At 37.0% G+C, this 21,402-nt stretch carries 24 protein-coding genes; 16 read left to right on the top strand and 8 right to left on the bottom strand.

The window, feature by feature from the left end; translation table 11 throughout:
* The first annotated feature begins 126 nt into the window (after positions 1-126).
* The gene (locus tag PAND9192_RS05855) at positions 127-1,158 is read left to right on the top strand and encodes a cytosolic protein (RefSeq protein WP_087852968.1); all 1,032 of its coding nucleotides are present in this window, start codon (positions 127-129) and stop codon (positions 1,156-1,158) included.
* A gap of 91 nt (positions 1,159-1,249) precedes the next feature.
* Here PAND9192_RS05855 and PAND9192_RS05860 read toward each other — a convergent pair whose 3' ends face one another.
* Complete coding sequence (locus tag PAND9192_RS05860) at positions 1,250-1,855, bottom strand: hypothetical protein (RefSeq protein WP_087852969.1); 606 nt, start codon at positions 1,853-1,855, stop codon at positions 1,250-1,252.
* 256 nt (positions 1,856-2,111) lie between these two features.
* On the opposite strand from PAND9192_RS05860, the gene PAND9192_RS05865 reads away from it, so the two are divergent.
* From PAND9192_RS05865 to PAND9192_RS05905, 9 genes are all read left to right on the top strand, one after another.
* Positions 2,112-3,119, top strand: coding sequence for a transposase (locus PAND9192_RS05865; RefSeq protein ID WP_087852970.1), 1,008 nt, complete (start codon positions 2,112-2,114; stop codon positions 3,117-3,119).
* A gap of 281 nt (positions 3,120-3,400) precedes the next feature.
* Positions 3,401-3,895 carry a peptide-methionine (S)-S-oxide reductase MsrA gene (gene msrA / locus PAND9192_RS05870; RefSeq protein ID WP_087852971.1) on the top strand — a complete coding sequence of 165 codons (495 nt, stop codon included), beginning with the start codon at positions 3,401-3,403 and terminating at the stop codon, positions 3,893-3,895.
* Positions 3,896-3,968: 73 nt separating this feature from the next.
* Positions 3,969-4,355, top strand: coding sequence for a type II toxin-antitoxin system RelE/ParE family toxin (locus PAND9192_RS05875; protein WP_087852972.1), 387 nt, complete (start codon positions 3,969-3,971; stop codon positions 4,353-4,355).
* Between the two features lie 93 nt (positions 4,356-4,448).
* Positions 4,449-4,694, top strand: a complete 246-nt coding sequence (locus tag PAND9192_RS05880; protein WP_061000383.1) for a DUF3297 family protein — start codon at positions 4,449-4,451, stop codon at positions 4,692-4,694.
* A gap of 275 nt (positions 4,695-4,969) precedes the next feature.
* Positions 4,970-5,449 carry a prolyl-tRNA synthetase associated domain-containing protein gene (locus tag PAND9192_RS05885; protein ID WP_234998983.1) on the top strand — a complete coding sequence of 160 codons (480 nt, stop codon included), beginning with the start codon at positions 4,970-4,972 and terminating at the stop codon, positions 5,447-5,449.
* A 51-nt stretch (positions 5,450-5,500) separates the two neighbouring features.
* The gene (locus PAND9192_RS05890; RefSeq protein ID WP_087852974.1) at positions 5,501-5,971 is read left to right on the top strand and encodes a pyrimidine dimer DNA glycosylase/endonuclease V; all 471 of its coding nucleotides are present in this window, start codon (positions 5,501-5,503) and stop codon (positions 5,969-5,971) included.
* 89 nt (positions 5,972-6,060) lie between these two features.
* Entirely contained in the window at positions 6,061-6,342 is a 282-nt protein-coding gene (locus tag PAND9192_RS05895; protein ID WP_061000381.1) for a hypothetical protein, read from the top strand.
* A gap of 230 nt (positions 6,343-6,572) precedes the next feature.
* The gene (locus PAND9192_RS05900) at positions 6,573-7,685 is read left to right on the top strand and encodes an NADH:flavin oxidoreductase (protein ID WP_087852975.1); all 1,113 of its coding nucleotides are present in this window, start codon (positions 6,573-6,575) and stop codon (positions 7,683-7,685) included.
* A gap of 217 nt (positions 7,686-7,902) precedes the next feature.
* The gene (locus PAND9192_RS05905; protein WP_087852976.1) at positions 7,903-8,577 is read left to right on the top strand and encodes a DUF3313 domain-containing protein; all 675 of its coding nucleotides are present in this window, start codon (positions 7,903-7,905) and stop codon (positions 8,575-8,577) included.
* 70 nt (positions 8,578-8,647) lie between these two features.
* Here the strand turns inward: PAND9192_RS05905 and PAND9192_RS05910 are convergent, their stop codons facing one another.
* Both PAND9192_RS05910 and PAND9192_RS05915 read right to left on the bottom strand, forming a co-directional pair.
* On the bottom strand, positions 8,648-9,781 hold the full coding sequence (locus PAND9192_RS05910; protein WP_087852977.1) for a ribosomal protein uL16 3-hydroxylase: 1,134 nt from the start codon (positions 9,779-9,781) through the stop codon (positions 8,648-8,650).
* A 172-nt stretch (positions 9,782-9,953) separates the two neighbouring features.
* Positions 9,954-11,417 (bottom strand): C69 family dipeptidase, encoded by a 1,464-nt coding sequence (locus tag PAND9192_RS05915; protein WP_087852978.1) that lies wholly within the window; start codon positions 11,415-11,417, stop codon positions 9,954-9,956.
* Between the two features lie 220 nt (positions 11,418-11,637).
* Between PAND9192_RS05915 and PAND9192_RS05920 the strand changes: the two genes are divergently transcribed.
* Complete coding sequence (locus PAND9192_RS05920) at positions 11,638-12,537, top strand: DMT family transporter (protein WP_087853515.1); 900 nt, start codon at positions 11,638-11,640, stop codon at positions 12,535-12,537.
* Positions 12,538-12,606: 69 nt separating this feature from the next.
* On the opposite strand, the gene PAND9192_RS05925 is transcribed toward PAND9192_RS05920, so the two are convergent.
* Entirely contained in the window at positions 12,607-13,728 is a 1,122-nt protein-coding gene (locus PAND9192_RS05925; protein WP_087853516.1) for a TDT family transporter, read from the bottom strand.
* A gap of 772 nt (positions 13,729-14,500) precedes the next feature.
* Between PAND9192_RS05925 and PAND9192_RS05930 the strand changes: the two genes are divergently transcribed.
* Positions 14,501-15,097, top strand: coding sequence for a hypothetical protein (locus PAND9192_RS05930; RefSeq protein WP_087852979.1), 597 nt, complete (start codon positions 14,501-14,503; stop codon positions 15,095-15,097).
* A gap of 93 nt (positions 15,098-15,190) precedes the next feature.
* Here the strand turns inward: PAND9192_RS05930 and PAND9192_RS05935 are convergent, their stop codons facing one another.
* A complete protein-coding gene (locus PAND9192_RS05935) occupies positions 15,191-15,565 on the bottom strand; it encodes a DUF2541 family protein (protein WP_087852980.1) in 375 nt (124 codons plus the stop codon).
* Between the two features lie 180 nt (positions 15,566-15,745).
* On the opposite strand from PAND9192_RS05935, the gene PAND9192_RS05940 reads away from it, so the two are divergent.
* On the top strand, positions 15,746-16,060 hold the full coding sequence (locus PAND9192_RS05940; protein WP_087852981.1) for a YbjQ family protein: 315 nt from the start codon (positions 15,746-15,748) through the stop codon (positions 16,058-16,060).
* 52 nt (positions 16,061-16,112) lie between these two features.
* On the top strand, positions 16,113-16,481 hold the full coding sequence (locus tag PAND9192_RS05945) for a DUF3703 domain-containing protein (RefSeq protein WP_234998984.1): 369 nt from the start codon (positions 16,113-16,115) through the stop codon (positions 16,479-16,481).
* A gap of 64 nt (positions 16,482-16,545) precedes the next feature.
* On the opposite strand, the gene PAND9192_RS05950 is transcribed toward PAND9192_RS05945, so the two are convergent.
* Positions 16,546-17,046: a peptidylprolyl isomerase gene (locus PAND9192_RS05950; RefSeq protein ID WP_087852983.1), complete on the bottom strand. Its 501-nt coding sequence runs from the start codon at positions 17,044-17,046 to the stop codon at positions 16,546-16,548.
* Between the two features lie 114 nt (positions 17,047-17,160).
* Here PAND9192_RS05950 and PAND9192_RS05955 point away from each other — a divergent pair, with 114 nt between their 5' ends.
* Complete coding sequence (locus PAND9192_RS05955) at positions 17,161-18,138, top strand: Gfo/Idh/MocA family protein (RefSeq protein ID WP_200817780.1); 978 nt, start codon at positions 17,161-17,163, stop codon at positions 18,136-18,138.
* Between the two features lie 81 nt (positions 18,139-18,219).
* Here PAND9192_RS05955 and PAND9192_RS05960 read toward each other — a convergent pair whose 3' ends face one another.
* Complete coding sequence (locus PAND9192_RS05960) at positions 18,220-19,824, bottom strand: ABC-F family ATPase (protein WP_087852984.1); 1,605 nt, start codon at positions 19,822-19,824, stop codon at positions 18,220-18,222.
* Between the two features lie 209 nt (positions 19,825-20,033).
* Positions 20,034-20,681, bottom strand: a complete 648-nt coding sequence (locus PAND9192_RS05965) for a MarC family protein (protein ID WP_087852985.1) — start codon at positions 20,679-20,681, stop codon at positions 20,034-20,036.
* A gap of 241 nt (positions 20,682-20,922) precedes the next feature.
* Here PAND9192_RS05965 and PAND9192_RS05970 point away from each other — a divergent pair, with 241 nt between their 5' ends.
* Entirely contained in the window at positions 20,923-21,246 is a 324-nt protein-coding gene (locus PAND9192_RS05970) for a YkgJ family cysteine cluster protein (RefSeq protein ID WP_087852986.1), read from the top strand.
* Positions 21,247-21,402: the final 156 nt, after the last annotated feature.

Here is a 21,402-nt window from a genome sequence, read left to right on the forward strand (position 1 = left end):
ATAAGAAGGTGTTGGCGATTATTGGAGAAATTTATTAATAGAACTAATGATTAGTAATCTAACTAATATTTTCGTTTGACTGTGATCTTTGTTACACTTTCGCGGTTGTTTTTAAAGGTGAGTTAAATGAAATTATTGTATTGGTTAGATGAGTGGTTAACACTCTCTCGTTCGCAGCAACAAGTACAATTACCGATGGCGGGAGGTGATTTAGTTGGTGATGTGTTTGTTAAGTATGAGTTTATTGATGTGAATAAGCCATTACTATTTACATTTTCACCTGCGGGAACCAATATTTTGGAGCAAGATCTGCATGATGATTTTGCACCTTGGGGTTATCGTTTAGCCAAAAAACAGCAAGTTAATGTTATTTCTTTTCAGCATTTAGGTAAAAGTAATTGGTTTCGTAGTCGTAACTTAATATTCTTTATTGAGCAATTATCGACCTTACTTGAACCATTTAAATATCGATTAGGTTATGGGTTAAGTCGTGGTGGTTTTGCTGTGGGTGCATTTGCGAACTTATTACAACTTGATCAAGTGCTATTGTTTCACCCTGTGAGCACCAAGAATCAAGCGATTGCACCGTGGGATGACAGATCAAGTACTGCATTAGCACAGCAGTTTGATTGGGAAAGTAACTATCATGATCTCGATTTAGGCAAAGCTAAAGGGTATATCATTTATGATCCCACCAATAATATAGATCGTCTGCATGCTAAACGTTACCCTGAGCTGACACATTTACGGGTATTTGGAATGGGACATGGAACCCATGCGACTTATCTTAATAAATTTGGATTTTATAAGCAGGTTGCAGTAGATTTTATACGTCATCAGCAAATTGATATTGCCCAGTTCCGTCAGCAAACCAAAACATTACGTTTTAAAGAAGAGTATTACCAGAGTCTCAATAAAGCCAATGCTTACTCCGAGCATCGTCTTGGTTTATTGAGTACCGCACATAATATTCTTATCGATGAAAAAGAAGCACATGTACAAGAGCATCAAGCTCAAATTGATGTACAGCCTTTGATTGATATCGCGATAAAACATCAAGATGATCACCCACAAGATGCAATTCAACTGCTAGAAATGGCTCAGCAACTTGTTCCTAACGATCCATTAGTTGGACATAAACTAAGACAACTACTTTAAACTAGTTGCTGTTATAGCATCGACTTTTATCGCCATATCACTCAGTAAGAGATATCTATTACTGAATGATGTGGCGTTGTTATATCGGTAACTATTTAGTGTTAATGATTGCTTGGGTCATGGTCGCGATTGTTTTGATATATAGCATCCATAAGAAAGAGATATTGTGCTGTATCCGTTTTGCTATATTTTCCGAATCATCAATAGCATATCTGTGTATACACGGCGGAGTATTGCGATATAAATAATTAATATTATCAGTGATCAATAAGTGTCTAAACTGATGTTTGAGTACATCGATATCTACCATTTCGGTAAATAGATAATCGTAAATATGATGAATATTAATTGGGCTAAAAGACAGTTTTTGATCTGTGATAGTAATAAAACCACGAGTCATAACCGTCACTTCTTCTGACCAACGACTAGTATCATATTGACGGGCAAGATAATGCGCAAAAGCTAAATTGCCATAATGACTATTGAGATTAGATAGAGTTTGGTGATCACTATTAACCGCATCAACCCAGCCACTAATCGATGGAGCTAATAGGGCATTAAAATAGTCAAAAAATTGCGAATATGATCCTTTTATCGCGATCAAATCAAGTTGGTGTTGGCTAAGTTCGGTGTCTACTTGAGTAAGCAGTAAAGGCATTGTTAGTGTTGCTGGTTGCGCTATAGTTATATTGTTCATATATATCTTCGTTAGCTATACAATCGTCTGATTATTCAAATAATTTCATTGGGTGGGATTAGACAATGATTAGCCATAACGTTTTGTAGCCTAGCTCTCATTTTTTAAAATAATAACTGTATTGAGTCATGCTTTTAGCTGAATGGTTAACTTGTGATCTATAAAAGAAATAAGAAAAAGAACAAGGACAGCCATAACATTGCACATTAACCATGAGTGACTACACTTAAGCTTCAAGTTGCTTATGGTGAAACCGATGACAATCTCAAGACGTAAATTGATCGAGCCTCAAATTACACCTTTTTATCATGTGATAAATCGCTGCGTACGGCGAGCATATTTATGTGGTGACGATCCATATAACGGCAAGAACTATCATCATCGTCGAGGTTGGATAGTAAATAAAATCAAACAATTAGCAGCTGTCTTTTGTATTGATGTATGCGCTTATGCAGTGATGAGTAACCATTACCATTTGGTACTAAAAATAGATACTGAGCAGCAACAAAAGCTTCTCCCTGAAGCGGTAATATCACGCTGGTTACAGTTATTTAATGGTCATCCTATTGCCGTTGATTTTTTAAAAGAGGGCCAGATAGGTGCTAAAAAACAGCAAGCGTTATCAAATTTAGTCGCTGAATGGCAACAACGATTAGGCAGTATTAGCTGGTTTATGCGCTGTCTTAATGAAGAAATAGCACGAAAAGCTAATAAAGAAGATCAATGCAAAGGAGCATTTTGGGAAGGGCGGTTTAAGTCTCAAGCATTATTAGACGAGCAAGCGGTACTATCTTGCATGATGTATGTTGACTTAAATCCGATTAGGGCAGGTGTTACGCCGTCATTAGAGCAATCAGATTTCACCTCAATTCAGCAGCGTATTCGTGAATATCAGCAACAGAAAACCTCCGCTAAACAATCACCATCAAAGAGTAGTCATTTTCAATTATTACCCTTTGTTGGCGCAGAGCATCAGGCTAAAACAGCCGGAATAAACTTTGCTTTTGCCGATTATCTTGAACTTATAGACTGGACTGGTCGCTGTATTCGCAGTGATAAAAAAGGGTTTATAACATCGAATCAACCTAAGATTTTACAGCAATTGGGAATAACGCCAGCCGCTTGGCTTGAGCATAGTGAACAATTTATGGAACGTTACGCTAATGTAAGTGGTAAATGGTCCAGAATGTGTGCTTTCAAACAACATGCAGGTGGACATTGGTGTAAAGGAAAATCAGCAAGTCATCAGCTACATCCCAATTAGATATGGCTTTTTATAATTAGAACAATATACCGCAATAGGTATCAGGATTGTGGGTGTTGGCGATCGTGAAATATAGTAATAGCATCTAGTTAACCAATAAATTAAATAATAAGCGGTAATTTTTATAGTCAATGCGCCTGTTGCTGGAGGAATGGTTTATTGTTGTGGAACTCTATTTAAGATTTAAAATATTTGGCTGTCCAAAGCTATTGCGATAAATATTAACTTGTGGTTGTATGAAAACTCATGGGTTCACGCAATGTGACAATAGGAGTAGTGATATGAGTCTCGAAAAAGCAATACTGGCTGGTGGATGTTTTTGGGGAATGCAGGATCTTATTCGTCGCCAACACGGTGTAGTATCTACACGGGTTGGTTATACTGGCGGTGATGTTGATAATGCGACTTATCGCAATCATGGTAGCCACGCTGAAGCGATTGAAATTACCTTTGATACCACGCAAACAAGCTTTGCTAAAATCCTTGCTTATTTCTTTCAAATTCATAATCCATCAACCCCTAATCGGCAAGGGAATGATATCGGTTCGTCTTATCGCTCTGCTATTTTCTATATGTCTAATGAGCAAAAGGCTATTGCCGAAGATATTATTAAGCAGATGGATGCTTCCACTATTTGGCCTGGACCAATAGTGACCGAGGTGGTGGCTGCGAGTAATTTTTGGCAAGCAGAGCCTGAACATCAAGATTATCTTGAGCATCAACCGAATGGCTACACTTGCCATTTTCCGCGCCCAGATTGGGTACTTCCGGAATAAAAAAGAATCATATGGCTTTTCATTATTGAAGAGCCTAATGTCAAATATATTGCGTTAAGCTAACGATAAAAAAATGAACATTTATAGAGTACAAAAAGAAGCGAGAACGATAGCACTTTATAACTTTTTTGATGACATTTCAGCAAAGTTACAATTAAACATTGAGCATAAATTTCTATCTTATCAATCCCATAATGATATTTATCATTGTAAAAGTTTAAAATTACTCAATCCAAAAATATGGAAATATAAAGGGTTAATTTATAAGTTAAGGGTCGATAATGGCAAAGAATCAGCAAGAGTATTGTTCGTTAAAACAAAAGACGGTGATATCGTTATTATTCATAGCTTTTTAAAGTCGACTCAGAAAACCCCTAAAAAAGAAGCAAAACAGGCAATCAGTGTCTATCAACAGTTGGATGATATAAAAATCGAGCCGCTGATAATGCTTTGTCAATGATGTATATTTTATCTACTCAAAAGAATACAACTCTTGAGCGTCAGTCTTAGATTGTCTACAATAGCGCACTTTTGATTTTCGACAGGCATCAACATGAACGATACTACATCACGCCCGACTTTACCTGATCACCTTTCTGGTAATCCTCGTAGCCCACATTACCTAGAAGCTGCTTTTGAATATGAGATCGGCATTCTATTTAACGGCAAAGAGCGTTTTGATGTTGAAGAATACTGCATCAGTGAAGGTTGGATAAAAGTGCCGTCTAAAGCATTAGATCGTCGCGGCAACCCGTTACTGATTACTTTAAAAGGCACTGTTGAAGCTTTCTATAAGTAAAACGCGCTTTAGTTTTATTACTAAGCAATGTTCTGCTGTTGCTTAGTTGATGTGGTAGTTAGGTTTTCTCATATAATACTGACAACTCACATCACATAGAGCCTAGTATATTCTAGGCTCTATGCGCTCAGTCCTAGCTTTACTATGATCATCCTTCTGATTTTTTAAATAAATACTCAATATTGTTATCAATTCTAATTAAATTTAAATAATATAAATCAGGAAATAAATATAGCTTATTTATTAGGGGTATTTTTAAAATTAATAAAGGCTGAATGATGAATATATATAATGTACTTGATGAATTATCGATTGATTATAAAAAACATGAACACCCTGCAGTATTTAACTGTGAACAAGCGCATCTTTTAGATTTGAATATTGATGGTGTGGCGACAAAGAATCTATTCATTAAGGATAGAAAAGGGAGTAGACACTTTTTAGTGGTTGTTATGGCTGATAAAAGTGTTAATTTAAAATCACTTAGCCTACATCTAGGCGTTACAAGTTTAAGTTTTGCATCTCCACGGCGGCTCGATAAGTATCTTGGTACTATTCCTGGGGCGGTTTCTATTTTGGATATAATAAAAGATCACCATCATGAAGTTGAGTTGGTTATTGATAAATCGATATTTAACTATTCATCATTACAATGCCATCCGTTTACTAACACCGCCACGCTTGATATTAGTGTTATGGGGGTACAGCAATTATTAGCTCATTATCAACGGTCATATATTGAAATAGATTTATAATAATGACTATTTTCTTCTAAACTATTAGTGCATCAAATAAAGGACGATTCGATGAATATTTTTATTTTAGATGATGATATTGAAAAGTGCGCGCAATACCACTGTGATCAACATGTGGTTAAAATGATTTTAGAAAGTGTGCAGCTTTTATGTACCGCTCTCAATAAAAAGGGATTTACGACACCTTATAAATCAACCCACATTAATCACCCTTGTGTATTGTGGGTTGAGCAATCATACGATAATTTTTTGTGGTTAAAGGCGTTAACGATAGCATTAAATAAAGAGTATAAATTTCGTTACGATAAAGACAACGATCATAAATCGATTGCAGTGCTGAATACTATTGCTGCATGTTCATATGATGCAATAGGGTTGACGACCTTTGCTCAAGCTATGCCTGATACTTACAAGGTAGAAGGTGATGCGATTACGGCTTACCGTGATTTTTATCGAGGTGATAAATCAACGTTTGCTAAATGGACTAAACGCGCACCACCACCTTGGTTTGTGATTGATTAGGGCGTAATTTAAGTATTATCACTGCTGAAATCAACGTATTATGAATCTGTACCGTTTTGATTTTATGAGAAAATGAGTAAGGATTAACCATGAATGTAGATAAAGCAAAAAAACGGATTGCAAAACAAGTTAAAAAGGGATTTAAAGGATATCCTCAACTTTCTCTGGCCTATTTTGGTAAAACTGCTGATGTGGCGACAGAAGTCGTGGTTACATTTACGCTTGCAGAAGGCGCTGAGCCTCAACAGCAAAAATTTGCCAGTGATAATGACGTGCGTGAAGACGAAACTATTCAATCTGTATTAGTTAAAATTATTGATCGTGCAGGTGCAAATAGTGTGCTTGAAACTGAAGGTGTTACTGTTTTGTAATTACTGCGACGGTATAAATATTATTAAAATTACTTCTAAGAATATAATTAATAGAACTGACATTATCTTAATCCAGATTAAAGATTTTTAGGTATATTAGCGTTATTATTCATTCCAGCTTAGCGCTTATAGTAAAAATGCACATAAAAAGAACAGTATTAAGGTGCTGTTCTTTTTGGTTTTTTTGGTGCTGGTGAAATAAGACCAAACGATATTTAAGAGGATTTGATTTGAGTACTTTGTTTACAGAAACCCGTATTGGTAACATGGCATTAAAAAACCGCTTTGTTCGTAGTGCAACCTGGGAAAATATGGCAACAGAAGATGGCCATATGACCGATAAACTTTATGCCATTTATGAAGAGCTTGCACAAGGGGAAGTTGGGCTGATCGTAACGGGTTATGCAAATATTGTCGAAGAAGAAAAACCCAATGCTGGCATGATGGGTATGTATAACGATTCTTTTATCGAAGAATATCAAAAACTCACAGATCTTGTTCACCAATACGATGCCAAAATTGTGATGCAGCTTGCTTATGGTGGTACTAAAACAACCTATAACGTTGGCGAACGAGTGATCTTTGCACCAAGTGCTGTCGCTGAAAAAGGCACTCAGACATTGGGTCAGGCAATGACTCAAGCTGATATTGATTATATTGTTGAAGCTTTTGCATTAGCGACTAAACGCGCTCAAGATTCTGGTTTTGATGGCGTTGAAATTCATGCGGCGCATACCTATTTAATTAATCAGTTTTTAAGCCCATATTACAATCAACGCGATGATCAATACGGCGGTAGCCTTGATAATCGTATGCGTTTCTTATTAGAAATTTACGCGAAAATTAGAACCTTAGTGGGTGATGATTTCCCAATTTTGGTGAAACTAACGGCCTCGGAGTTTTTTGAAGGTGGACTAACATTTGCTGAAACTCGCCTTATTTGTAAAAAACTAGAAGCTGTTGGTGTTGATGCGATCATCATTTCGGGTAACGTCCATGGTAAAGCTGACACGATGGTTGGCGAATCTTATGATGGTTATACCATTGAGCCTGAAGGTTACTTCCATCAATATGGTGATGTGATCAGCCAAGACGTTAATGTCCCTGTTATTACTGTCGGTGGCTTGAGTGAGTTTGATGCTATTGAAGCCATGGCAAATAATACTGGCATTGAATTTTTTGCATTATCACGACCATTACTATCTGAGCCAAAGTTAATTAAACGTTGGCTTGATGGTTATAAAGCAGATGTTGAGTGTGAAAGATGCTCAAAGTGCCGTACTCGTCGTGGTAATTTCTGTGTAGTAAATAAAACCCGTAAAGCGGAATTAGCGCGTTTGTAATTGCATTTATTGTTGTTTTTCTTCTTCTTCTTCTTCTTCTAAAGAGAGTTAGCCATTGTGCTAGCTCTTTTTTTTTGTATTTCTTTTGGCGTTCATGTTTTCTTTGCATCATGTTTAATATTAAATTATAGTACGGCATACTGTTTGTGGGGAAATCTAGATAATCGTGCAGTAATAAACAATATATTTATTACTAAATGGATGAGAGGACGAAAACATGCAACTAAAGATCTGGTTATTAATGTTTATGATTATAACGGTAACGGGTTGTGCCAGTAATCATCAAATACTAAAGCCAAAAACATTTGAAACCTTTGAAGATTTTCGTCCTGGTCCTGAAGATGGCGTTGATTTAGTGTGGGCTAAACGCGGTATATTTAATCAACGTTCATTACAACGAAAAATAGCTCAATACGATCATATTATTTATGACCAAGTTCATATTATGCTTGATAACAAAAAGAGTGATCATTTATCTGATGATGAAATTATCGAGATAAAAGAGTATTTTATTAATCAATTAAAATCATTAAATACTACGTTAAAGGTAGTTGAACAGCCGCAGTTAAAAACATTACGGGTCACTATTGCGATTACCAATGTTCAAACACCGAATCCTATATTAGCTATCACAAGCAGCGTGTTACCGGTCGGATTAGGTATATCAACAATCTCTAAAGTATTAACAGGGGAGCATACCAATGTTGGTTCGGCTTCGATGGAAATATTAATCAGTGATGCAACAACAGGAGAGCCAATCATTGCGGCTATTGATCGCAGAGCTGGTAATAAAGATCTCAGCACTATGATTGATTCATCTGATGATATAAAAGATGCAATTAATTGGTGGGTGAAGCGATTATCACTGACATTAGCTCAATATAAGTCATAACCTATTATTGAGCGTCAACCACGAACAAAACAAAAATAAGAGAGGTGATCGCCTCTCTTATTTAGGGTATTTACTCGACAGGGTACCAATAACCAAGGTTGATCAATTGTGTAAGCATCGCTAGAAAGGCTGGATGATCAAGCTGTTCACCCAATTGAGTGTAAGTGATTTGTTCTTCGTCACACAGTAATTTAGCGGCATCAGCACATTCTGGCGGTAGTTGATATTGTTCGCCATTGATATAAACAAGGTGTGCTTGATCTGGGTGATAAAACGCTCGTAACCCACCAATACGTTTAAATGCTTCACCATCTTCTAGAAATTGATACGTTTCACTATTTTGCCATGGTGGCTCTGAAGGTAATATATCGAGTTCATGGCGATTTTGCGTTAAATGTTCACCCAACCATTGTTTTAATAGCTGCGGGTGATCAAGCAAACTACGCATCATATTTTCAAGATCTTTGGCTTCTTCTGCTAAGATAGCGCCGTTATTCGTACGAGCGGGAAGCTTTGGATTATGGTAGTGAACATCACCAATATCATTTGCAATCACGAAATCAGCAAAGCTGCTGAGTAGTTCTTGTTTTTTAGGTGATCGAAAACCAACAGAGAAGCTCATTGAAGTTTCAATTGCGTAACCATCATGAGGGAAACCTGGTGGAATATATAAAATATCACCTGGTTCTAAAATGTCGTCAATAATCGGCTCAAAGCCTTTAATTTGACGTAAAGCAGGATGACGACATTCTTCTTCGTAATCATCTTTTTTAGGACCAACCCGCCAATGACGTTTGCCAGAGCCTTGAGTAATAAATACATCGTATTGATCAATATGTGGTCCAACGCCGCCGCCAGGAGTCGAGTAGCTGATCATTAAGTCATCAAGTAACCACCCTGGTAATTGACGAAATGGAGTAATTAATTGTGCAGCACCTTCATGCCAATGGTTAGCGGCTTGAACAATGAATGACCAATTATCTTCAGGAGTGTCATCAAATGTTAGTGGCCCATGGCGAACATCCCAAGCATCGGCTAATTTAGCGATATAGCGCGAATCAACCTCTTCTTCCATTGCCAATCCTGCTAATTCATCAGGCGTAATGGGATCGACAAAATTTTTAAAACCACCTTTGATGATGGTCGGTTTCTTTTGCCAAAACTCGGCAAGAAATTCTTCAAATGAAAACGTCAGTTGGTACATAACACGCTATTTATTGTTGAGCTGGATGGCGATTATAACGTAAACAGTTCCCAGAGATATCTTTAGTTTGCGTTTACTGGCATTCGCCACTGAAAACAGAAAGCCATAAAAAAGCGCTAACGATTAGGTTAGCGCTTTTCATATAACATCATATTTACTGTTAGTTAGGTGTTTACGCCCCTGCGAAATGCGATGCCATATCAGCTTTTTGAGTCAACGTAGTGAATATTTCGTTAGTGACTTTAAGCGCATTATCTGTAGCTGTTTTTTCAAACGCATTAATCAAATTAGTGGCTTGCTGTGGATGTTGCTTATAAATAGCTAAGTATTTTTGTTCCATTTTTTTCTGAGCAATAGCAGTGTCAGCTTCGTATTTATCATAGGCTGCACGAATAATCGGTGCATTTTGTTTCCAATTCGCCATGCCTAATGTTTGTAGCTTACGCATATCCCAGAAAATTGAACCGTTACTTGCGACATCGGTACCAATATCATAACCATATGGGATCTTAGTTGTGCCTTGGTAGAACGGTATATAAACCCCAAGTGCTGTCATACCAAGGTTAATATATTCTGTTTCACCAATTGCAGTTGGTAAGTTAGGACGGACTTCAATGATGTGTGACTCAGCACAGCGGAACACTGAAATAGGACGGTAATGACCAAGAGGATCAGCGTTGGCATATGGGTCCATTGCTGTGCCTTGATAATGGTTACGCATAATATCTTCAACTTTTTGAAGTGAGATTTTATGAGTTGGTGTTAAAAATACCGGATAATTTTGTTGGTCACGATCAACTTGCGTTTTTAAGCCTGGATTAAGAATATGCTGTGCAATCCATACGCGAGGGTAGTTATAAGTGATGTTCTCTTTGCCACCCGTTGTGCCATAAGCATCATGGAAATCAAAAGGTTGATTCGCTTTTGCTGTATATAGACCATGTTGTTCTGCAAACGAAACCAAATTAGGTGAAGCAAGATAATCAGCATTATGTGGTATATATTCTTTTAAACGCGCCTGATTGCCAGAGATGAAATAAGCATCATTAGGAATTTTACGTGCCATCCACTGATGACCGCTGCCTGTTTCTAAGTACCAAATACCCGTTTTATCAATAAAGCCAACCCCAAAGCCTTGAGAAGCGCCACGCTCTTCAATGATTTTACCTAGTAATTCAACACCTTCTTTAGCGCTGTGAATACGAGGTAAAATCACATTTTCAATTGAGTCTTCGTTAATACCATTTTTAGTGTAAGGATCAGCTGCCAGCGCGGCTTTACGGTTAGTTAGGCTTTCAGTTGATGTGATACCAACACCCGCTGAGTTTAAGCCAACTTCGCCCATGGTTTGATCATGGGTATCCCAATCTTGCATTGATGTGTAAGACAATGACACTTTAGGGTATGGATAAGTAAAGCCGTCAGTGTTTGAATGAAACTCACCCTTTTGATTAACGGTGCGAGGATGGAGTACAAAATGTTTCGCCCATACGGCTTTGTAATCTTCATTACGCGCCATGTAATAAGCGCCGTTAGTTGATGCTTGGTTACCAACAAGAAGTGTTGTACATGCGTTTGCAGCTTGAGTACCAAGTAAGCCTGCGATAGCACAAGCCAATATAGGGAGTGTTTTCATAATAGTTAATCAAGTTTATAAAATTAGTATTTATTCTATGCTTGCTGGAATAAATGACCATATCAGTAATGGAAATCTCATATTGTTAATTTTCAGTTCATTTTTCAGCCATAATTGCTGTAATAATAACCATCATGCATTCTAATCTAAGTAAGATAACGCTTGCGAGGTTGATGTTTTTTTTCATAAAATGATTGTTTATGTTAATGAACTGCTCACTATGCCCAATTTTTCTTTGAACAAAATTCCTATTGGCGTCAGATATATGCTGATGTCAGCACTGGCATTCGCATTGATGTCGAGTTGTGTAAAACTGGTGCACACCTATGGTATTCCAGTGTTTGAAATCGTTGCGGCGCGCGCAATTGTGTCATTATTGATTAGCTATGCAGATGTAAAACGTAAAGGTATTTGTGTGTGGGGGAACAATCGTAAGTTATTGTTAACTCGTGGTGTGACAGGATCGTTGGCGTTAATTTGCGTTTACTATGCGGTCTCTACGTTACCGCTCGCTGAAGCGACTATTTTACAATATCTAAACCCAGTATTTACAGCGATTTTAGCGATACTTTTCCTTAAAGAAAAAATCCATATCACCACCATCATTTGTATTTTTTGTTCAATTATTGGCTTAGTACTAATGGTTGGTTCAGGGCTAACGTTGGATCATGTTCAACAGTTACCGCTATTTAGCATTGGTATTGCGCTATTAGGGGCGTTTGGTAGTGGTGTGTCTTACATTATTGTCAAACGGTTAAGTATCACTGAAGATAGCTCAGTGATTATTCTTTATTTCCCGCTTATAGCGTTACCCTTATCGGTGATTTTACTGGGCAATGATTTTGTAATGCCATCTAAAGAAGCGCTTGGTTTATTGTTATTTGTGGGGATTTTCACCCAGTTTGGGCAAGTTGGTTTAACCAAAGCAATGAAAACAGAAGTGGCGAGTAAGGCAACTGCTTATTCATACATTCAAGTGGTGTTTTCGATCGTATTAGGGTGGTTAGTATTTAGCGAAGTGCCTTCAGTGTGGACGTTAGCTGGTGGAACAATGATTATTGTTGGAGCACTCGTTAATGTGATCGGCAGTCTTCGCGCTCAAAAAACACTAAAAGTTTAAGATATATAAAAACGAACAGCCCAGTAATCTGTAACCTTAATAAGGTAAAGATTGCTGGGCTTTTTATATTTAGTTATTGCCTTTTTTCGCTTTAATATGAACAACCGAGGTAGGGTTATGGAAAATCTTACCTTGTTTAAAGCCTTTTAATGTTCCTAATGCTGCTGTAACCCAAGCAAGAATTAAGAATGCAAATAGAATAATTGCCGCCCACTGAAATGCAGGTAAACCTGTATGGTGTGCAAGTTGGGTTGTACCGGTTACACATGTACCAACGGGGAAGGTAAATGCCCACCATGTTAATGCGAATGGCATTTTACGACGCATAGCACGTAGGGTTAATAATGCAGCGACACAGAACCACAACATAGCAAAGCCCCAAATAGGCACGCCATATAAAATCGCCATCATATTCATTGCACTTGCAATTGGTTCATTAACAGTAATCAGTGCCGCTGTACCTAAACAACCAGCTGCTGTAATAGATTGACCAAGTGGACCTAATACAATCCATAATGTTGGTACACGAGCACTGCCTGAAGTACCAGCATGCGCTAGACGACTCCAGATTAGTGTAATGATAATAATCGATGCCATTAAGCTGATACCAAAACAAGCATACATGCCGTAAAGCAGTGTTTGTTGAGCAGCAGAATGGGGCATATGAGCTAAGAACATTGAACCGATAGTTGCAGATACCATAGGAGGTACAACTGGCATTAACCAGCCACCAAATGCCGCGTCATCGTGCACTTCATTGTGAGTAAATAAACGGTAAGGAATAATAATCGCTGTAATAATACCGCTTATGGTACCGATCCAAAATAATGGCCAAGCAATATTAAGTGCAAGACTTTCACCAAAAAGATGTGGACCAAGTAAAAGCGTACCGCCAGCAACAGTCAGGAATGCCATTGGTGGCGCACCAAAGAACTGCGACATCACCGGATCATTAAATTGTCGTTTAATAATATGTGGCTTGGTAATTGTCTGATAGCTTTTAAGAATTGTCATAAAAATGAGCATAGCAAACGCAATTAACCAAACGACAGTTGAGAAACCAGCTAAGTTTTTACCAATAAAAGGTAGACCAACAGCAGCGTTAGCTATAATACCGGTACCCATTACAGAGGCAAACCAATTGGGGCCCATTTCTTTTTGTAGCTCAATTTGTTGTTTATTATTTGACATATAGTTACTTTTCAATGAGATAAAATCATGATAGCGCATGAAATATCTACTTTTTATAATAAGGATTCGTATTAGTTTATATCTTTAAAATAAAAAGAAGATATTTATTACTAATATTACGTGTTTAAAAGATATAAGAACTATAGCGTTATTTTTGATTTTGTAAAACTTAATCTAATGAACAAGGGTTTAACTTTAGCTTAACATGATTTGATAGTTATTATTTTTGCATATTTATAACCAGTATTTTTTTATCTTGTTGTATTTTAATAGTTTTACTATAGTTGCTGTGATTAAAATTATAGTTAATAAATAGAAGAAAATATAATGTATGAAATGAGCAATTGATACCGTAAAGAGCTTATTTAGTGAAATAAACCGACTTATTTTCTTGTCTGGATATCTGTAATTAATTAGCTTTATGTGAGCTAAGTATCCATATGTTGTTTATTAGTATCTTTAATTATAATTATTATAAATTTATTTTAATATAACTAATGAGTTTTTACTAATCAGAAATAAAAATTAGTAGAGATAAGTTTTGAAATTGGAAATGACGCAATATATTATTATAATGTATATTACTCACTATTTAATTATATAACAAAAATATATATCTATATTAGTATTGATAAAAATAAAACCAATAGTTATTAGTTAGATAATAACGCTATTTTTAAATTTTAAATGTGATGCTATGTTATTAATATATTAAACAAAAGCAATTGATAATAAATAACTGCTTTTCTTACATGTAATTTATGGATGTGTCATGGATGATTTATTTTCAATATTAAACCTTAAATGTATTATTAAATTTATGCATTTAGCTGGGTTAGCCATTGGGCTCGGATGTGCTTGGATGCTTGATGTGTTTATTCTTAAACATATCAAAAAAGAGATCACAAAAGAAAAATATCAAACTATTGAATTTGTGAGTAAATTTGTATTCACGGGTCTTGGGATGCTATGGATTTCTGGCTTGCTTTTTATCATTCATTATTATTTATATACACCAGAAAATTTAATGAATCAAAAGATATGGGGTAAGTTATTTATTGTATTAATATTGACTGTGAATGGTTATTTTGTACATAAGTTAATTATTCCTAAAATTAAGAATTCTATTGGTTCGACACTACTTAATACATTAACTGTATATGAGATTATGATAGTTACAGCGGTAGGAACTATTTCTTTTGTTTCGTGGTTATTTCCAATCGTACTTGGTGTAGCAAAAACATTAAACTTTACTGTTTCTGCAATAGATATTATCGCGTTTTATTTTGTATTTCTGGTTGTTGCTGCAATTATTGCAAATATCATGGCACAAATTATTATTAAATCAAAAGTAGTTGTTCGAAAGTAGTATTATAGAAAAACAAAAAGCGTAATACTGTACTCATTTAATATGAGAAAGTATTACGCTATTTAAACTACTTTTTATTATCGTTGCTGGGTATTAATCAATACCGATCACTTTAACGCCTGCACGAGTACCATCAGAATTTCCAGATACTTCGATATGCTTAATACAGCGCTCATAGCCAAATAGACGTACGCCTGTATCTTGATTTTTCTTCACATCGCGATAATAGTTAAACGTTTTTTCTTCACCGTTGCGGAAGCGCACTTTTACACGATCAAGTTTAAGATCTCGTTGTGCTTCGATTTTGAAACCTTTCGCATTACGGCAAATTGGAAAAGGGATCTTTCCTTTTACGTTACCAATTTCAAGTAGCCAAGTGTGACCTAAAGTAAACGTACCGGCAGTTGCTGGAAGAGATGTTACAAGACCACCTGCAAGTAGAGCTAGTCCAATTAAGCCTTTTTTCATTTTTTTACACTCTATTGAATTTGTCAGAAAATTATACCACCCAAAAAAGTAAACTCAATGGTTTACATGTAACAAAGTATTTCTTTTGATTATTTAATCTGCAAAGTTATATTGTATTAAGGGTGTTGCTCCTTTATTGTGGATAAGAATATTACAGATATTTTAAGGAAATTTTGCATAATGATTTTAGCAACAATAGAAACGATCCCTGAACGTGAAATTGTCGCTATACTAGGTATAGTTACGGGTAATGTTGTGCAATCTAAGCATATTGGCCGTGACATTATGGCTAGTTTAAAGGGAATTGTTGGTGGAGAATTAAAAGGCTATACCGAAATGTTTAACGAAGCGAGAGCTCAAGCAATGGCACGTTTAGAAGCGGAGGCTTTAGCATTAGGTGCCGATGCAGTTATTGGCGTGCGTTTTACAACCAGTGCTATTATGGATGGTTCTTGTGAATTACTTGCGTTTGGTACCGCTGTAAAATTACGGTAATAAAAAGATAGTGGGCTAATTATTTAAGGATGAATAATAACTCGGAGGGATGATGAGTAATTTTAGTCACAATATAGCGCCTTATGTTAAAAGGGAATTGATTCGCTCATATCGAGCACAAAAAAGAGCTGATTCAGTCGCCGCATTTCGGTATTTAGAAAATGCACATGTATTGGGGCAGGAATCAACTTATTGGCATGTTAAGGTTCATTATTTGATGTTATGTTGGGCTATTAAACAACGTGATATTAAAGAAGTGATAGGGCAACTTATACGTATTGTCGGTGCAGCATTATTAACCGCTATTGACGGTGTTCCAATGGGAAATACCGGTGGAAGTAATGTTCATGCACTCAAAGTCATGCCTATATCAGCAGAACATGCAGAGATCATTATTAAAACAAAAGACTCATCTCGCTAAATAATACTTTGTTATATCTATTTGAAGCGGTGATTATTCATCACTTCAAATAGATATTGGATAATTATTCGTTAATTATTACTTGCTGAATGATTATTGGACAACAAGGTACATCCTCATAACCTTGAGTCGTGGTTGTTTTAACTTTCGCAATATGATTAACAACATCCATTCCTGCCGTGACATTACCAAACACGGTATAACCCCAACCACTATTTGTTGTTGCTGTGTAATCAAGAAAATCATTATCCGCCAGATTAATAAAAAACTGTGCTGTAGCTGAATGAGGTGCTTCTGTTCGCGCCATTGCAATCGTACCGATGGTGTTTTTTAGACCACGATTAGCTTCATTGACGATCGGGTCTCGGGTTGGCTTTTCTACTAAATCTTCATTATGTCCACCGCCCTGAATCATAAAGCCATCGATAACACGATGAAAAATGGTATCGTTATAAAAACCATCACGGCAATATTGAATAAAAATACGCACAGTAACCGGTGCTTTTTGTTTATTGAGGCTAATTTCTATATTGCCGACATTGGTGATTAAAGTAATGGTTGTCATAGTCATTATCTGATTGGGGATATTATTCGCAGTATACGTAATTTATAACCTAAACTATAGCTGCGACAGTAAGTAAAACAGCAATAATACAATACGTTGAAAGGAATAAAAGTAATGAACACGAAGATGATCCGCTGGGGTATGATTGGTTGTGGTGCAGTAACTGAAGTTAAAAGTGGCCCAGCTTATCATAAAGTTGAAAATTTCACTCTAGCGGCCGTTATGCGTCGTGATCAAGCTTTGGCACATGATTATGCACAGCGACACAATGTTGAGGCGGTATATGCTGATGCTGATGTGCTCATTAATGATTCGACCATTGATGCAGTCTATATTGCAACGCCACCAGATAGTCATAAAGAACTCGCTTTGAAAGTGGCTAAAGCAGGTAAGATCTGTTGTGTCGAGAAGCCATTAGCTCCTAATTATGCTGACTGCCAAGCCATCGTTGCTGCATTTGAAGCTGCGCAATTACCATTATTTGTTGCTTATTATCGCCGTTCTTTACCACGGTTTAATTATATAAAGCAGTTGCTTAATAATGGTGAAATAGGAATTGTACGGCATATTAGTTGGCATTTAAATAAGCCTGCAAATCCGATGGATCTGTCACAGCAATATAATTGGCGTACCGATAAAACCATTGCTGCTGGTGGTTATTTTGATGATCTCGCCAGCCATGGTTTAGATTTATTTGGTTATTTGTTAGGTAATTTTGCCAGCGTAAAAGGCATTGGAATCAATCAACAACATTTGTATACCGCGTTAGATGCAGTCAGTGCGTGTTGGTTACATGAAAGTGGCGTAACAGGCAGTGGCAGTTGGAATTTTGGTGGTCATTCACGACAAGATAAAGTCGTGATTTATGGAAGTTTAGGCGAAATTCGATTTTCAGTGTTTGATGAAGCATCGATAGAAGTCATTATTGGCGAGAAGCAGCAACAGATTGTTATTGAAAATCCGACCAACATTCAGCTGTATCATATTGATAATATGCGTAAGCAACTTTTAGAAGGACAGCCACATCCATCGACAGGAAAAACAGCAGCACATACAGGTTGGGTAATGTCGCAGATAGTTGCAGCCGAGTAGTTGCTGGTAAATAGGAGTTGGTGACGCTGTCACTTTAAGTAGCAAGTTATACATTATAATATAACTTGCTACTAAGCATTATTAAGCGACTTTACCTTCAAGGGCAAGGTTTGACATGTATTCGTCAAATGTACCGTGGAAGTTAACCACTTGCTTGTCACGAATATCAATAATACGGGTTGCTAGTGATGATACAAATTCACGGTCATGACTAACAAAAATCAATGTGCCTTCGTATACTTTTAGGGCGTTGTTTAGTGCTTCAATCGCTTCCATATCCATATGGTTGGTTGGTTCATCCATTACCAAAACGTTAATGTTTAGCATCATTAGCTTGCCAAAGATTAAACGGTTTTTCTCACCACCAGAACAGTTTTTAACTTTCTTGTTAATATCATCAGCGGTGAACAATAAACGACCCAGAATGCTACGTACAGTTAGATCATCATGGTCTTTAGTACGCCATTGTGAAATCCAATCAAAGATACCTAAATCGTTATCAAAATCAGCAGAGCTGTCTTGAGGACAGTAACCGATTGACGCATTCTCAGACCACTTGATCACGCCATGGTTATGCTTTAGTTCATTAACTAAACAGCGCAGCATGGTGGTTTTACCAACACCGTTTTCACCGATGATGGCTAATTTAGAGCCCGCGTCTAGGATAAGATCGCCGCCTTCAAATAAAGTCTCGCCATCAAAACCATGGCCTAATTCTTCTAAAATCAATGCTTGACGGTAAAGTGCTTTACCTGGTTTAAAGCTTAATGATGGCTTTAAACGGCTTGATGATTTAACTTCATCAAGCTTAATTTTATCCATTTTCTTAGCACGAGAGCTTGCTTGTTTTGCTTTTGAAGCATTGGCACCAAAACGGTTTACGAAATCTTGTAATTCATTGATTTCAGCACTTTTCTTGGCATTTTCAGATAGTAGCTGCTCTTGAATCAGTGATGATGCTTCAATAAATTTCTCGTAGTTACCTGGGTAAATACGTAACTCACCGTAGTCGATATCTGCCATGTGAGTACACACAGAGTTTAGAAAGTGACGGTCGTGAGAAATAATGATCATGGTACATTTACGTTGATTTAACTCACCAGCAAGCCAGTTAATGGTGTGAATGTCCAAGTTGTTGGTTGGTTCGTCAAGTAACAAAATGTCAGGGTTAGAGAATAATGCCTGTGCTAATAACACCCGCAGTTTCCAACCAGGAGCAACTTGTGACATTAAGCCGTAATGCAATTCTTCATCAATACCAGCATCGATAAGTAGCTGTCCTGCGCGGCTTTCTGCGCTGTAGCCATCCATTTCTGCAAATTCACTTTCTAACTCAGCCACTGCCATGCCGTCTTCTTCTGTCATCTCTGGCAGAGCATAAATACGATCACGTTCTTGTTTTACTTTCCATAATGCAGCATCACCCATGATAACAGCATCAACAACCGTATATTGCTCAAACGCAAACTGGTCTTGACTTAGCGTACCTAAACGCTGGCCTTGAGAAATAGACACGTTACCAGAGCTTGGTGCTAGTGCGCCGCTAAGGATTTTCATAAAGGTCGATTTGCCGCAACCATTCGCGCCGATAAGACCATAACGGTTACCGTTACCAAATTTAGCTGAAATGTTTTCAAATAACGGCTCAGCGCCAAATTGCATTGTAATGTTTGCGGTAGATATCAAGAGGTAGTCCTAGCAGTTTTATTCGGTGATTTTTTGACAATGTGCCAAAAGAAGATGCACGAAAACAGAGATAGATGTAAAGGGGGCGGATTATACAGAGGTTTGTTTGTAAATGTCGAGGGTGAAAATGTAACCAAGGCAAGATAACAGCCTTATAAAAAGAAAGGTTAAGGCTGTTATCAGGGAGCGAAGAGGTGAATTACAACAAATTATTTGGCTAAATTAGCAGTATCAAATAACAGGAATGCGTCATGTACGCCTTGAATTAACATTTGCATACCAATAACCGTTAAAATTAAACCCATTAAGCGGGTGGTGATAGTAATGCCGGCTTCACCGACTTTATCAACCAATTTAGGACCATAAAGAAAACAGACTAAAGTAATTAAACACAAGGTTGCAAAAGCAATAATAGTAATGATCGTGTGTAGAAATGAACCTGATGCCGAATAGTTCATCGCTGTCGCTATGGTGCCTGGGCCAGCTAAAATAGGCAGCGCTAATGGTGAAATTGAAATGTCTTTTTCTTCACTGACCTGATCATCTTTTGCTTCTGAGTGCATTTTTGAACTATCACCTTGTAGCATGTGATAGCCAACCAGAAAGACTAAAATACCACCTGAAAGTCGCAGTGCGGGTAAGGTAATACTAAATAGCTCAAAGATCCCTTTACCTAATAAACAGAAGGTAGCAATAATAAAAAAGGCAGCGGTAAGGGCTTTAAATGCAGTTTTTCGGCGTTGCTCTGGCGTTTGACTTCCTGTCATTCCGACAAAAACAGCGGTATTAGCAATGGGGTTCATCATGGCAAAGAAACCCATAAATACTGTGATTGTCATTGTTGTAATATCGTGCATAACCATCCTTTTGGTTAATTAATTGTTATCTAATTGGTTACAATAGCATGGTTTTTTGAGTGATGAACGTAAATATCTGGACAAAAACAGTAATTAAGTGATTTATCGTCTACATATTGGGATTTGTTATTTTTTAGACGCTGAATATCAATGGAGTTCGATAATTGAATAGTATCCGTTCCGTGTTTTTAGTATGGGTTTGGGTTACTATGCGCACAAGAAAACCTAGCGGTATATAGATATGACGATTGAAGTAACCAATATAGGCGCAGAGCCAGATCCAACCATGACATGTAGCACTTGCCAAGCATGTTGTTGTCGGTTGGAAGTAATGATTATTACCGATACGGGTGTTCCCGAAGAATACATCGATATTGATGAGTGGGGCGGTGAAGTTATGTTGCGCCTTGAAGATGGTTGGTGTGCGGCGGTAGATCGCGATACTTTATTATGTACTATTTATGAAAATCGTCCGTGGATTTGTCGTGAGTTTGAAATGGGCTCCTATGAGTGCAGTATCGAACGTGCCACGATGCCGCCACGGTTACCTTCGGCAACAAAATAATATTAAGCCATTCATAAAAAAAACAGTATTGCGTTGATAAAATAAAGATAACGTAATGCTGTTGATTCTCGAACGACGACCATTCTTTTTGAGTATTTTTTATTGTTATTAGTGATTATTTCATCACAAAAACATACTTTTATTATTGAGTTTTTT

The organism is Photobacterium andalusiense, assembly GCF_900185625.1.
GTDB classification, from domain to species: domain Bacteria; phylum Pseudomonadota; class Gammaproteobacteria; order Enterobacterales; family Vibrionaceae; genus Photobacterium; species Photobacterium aquimaris.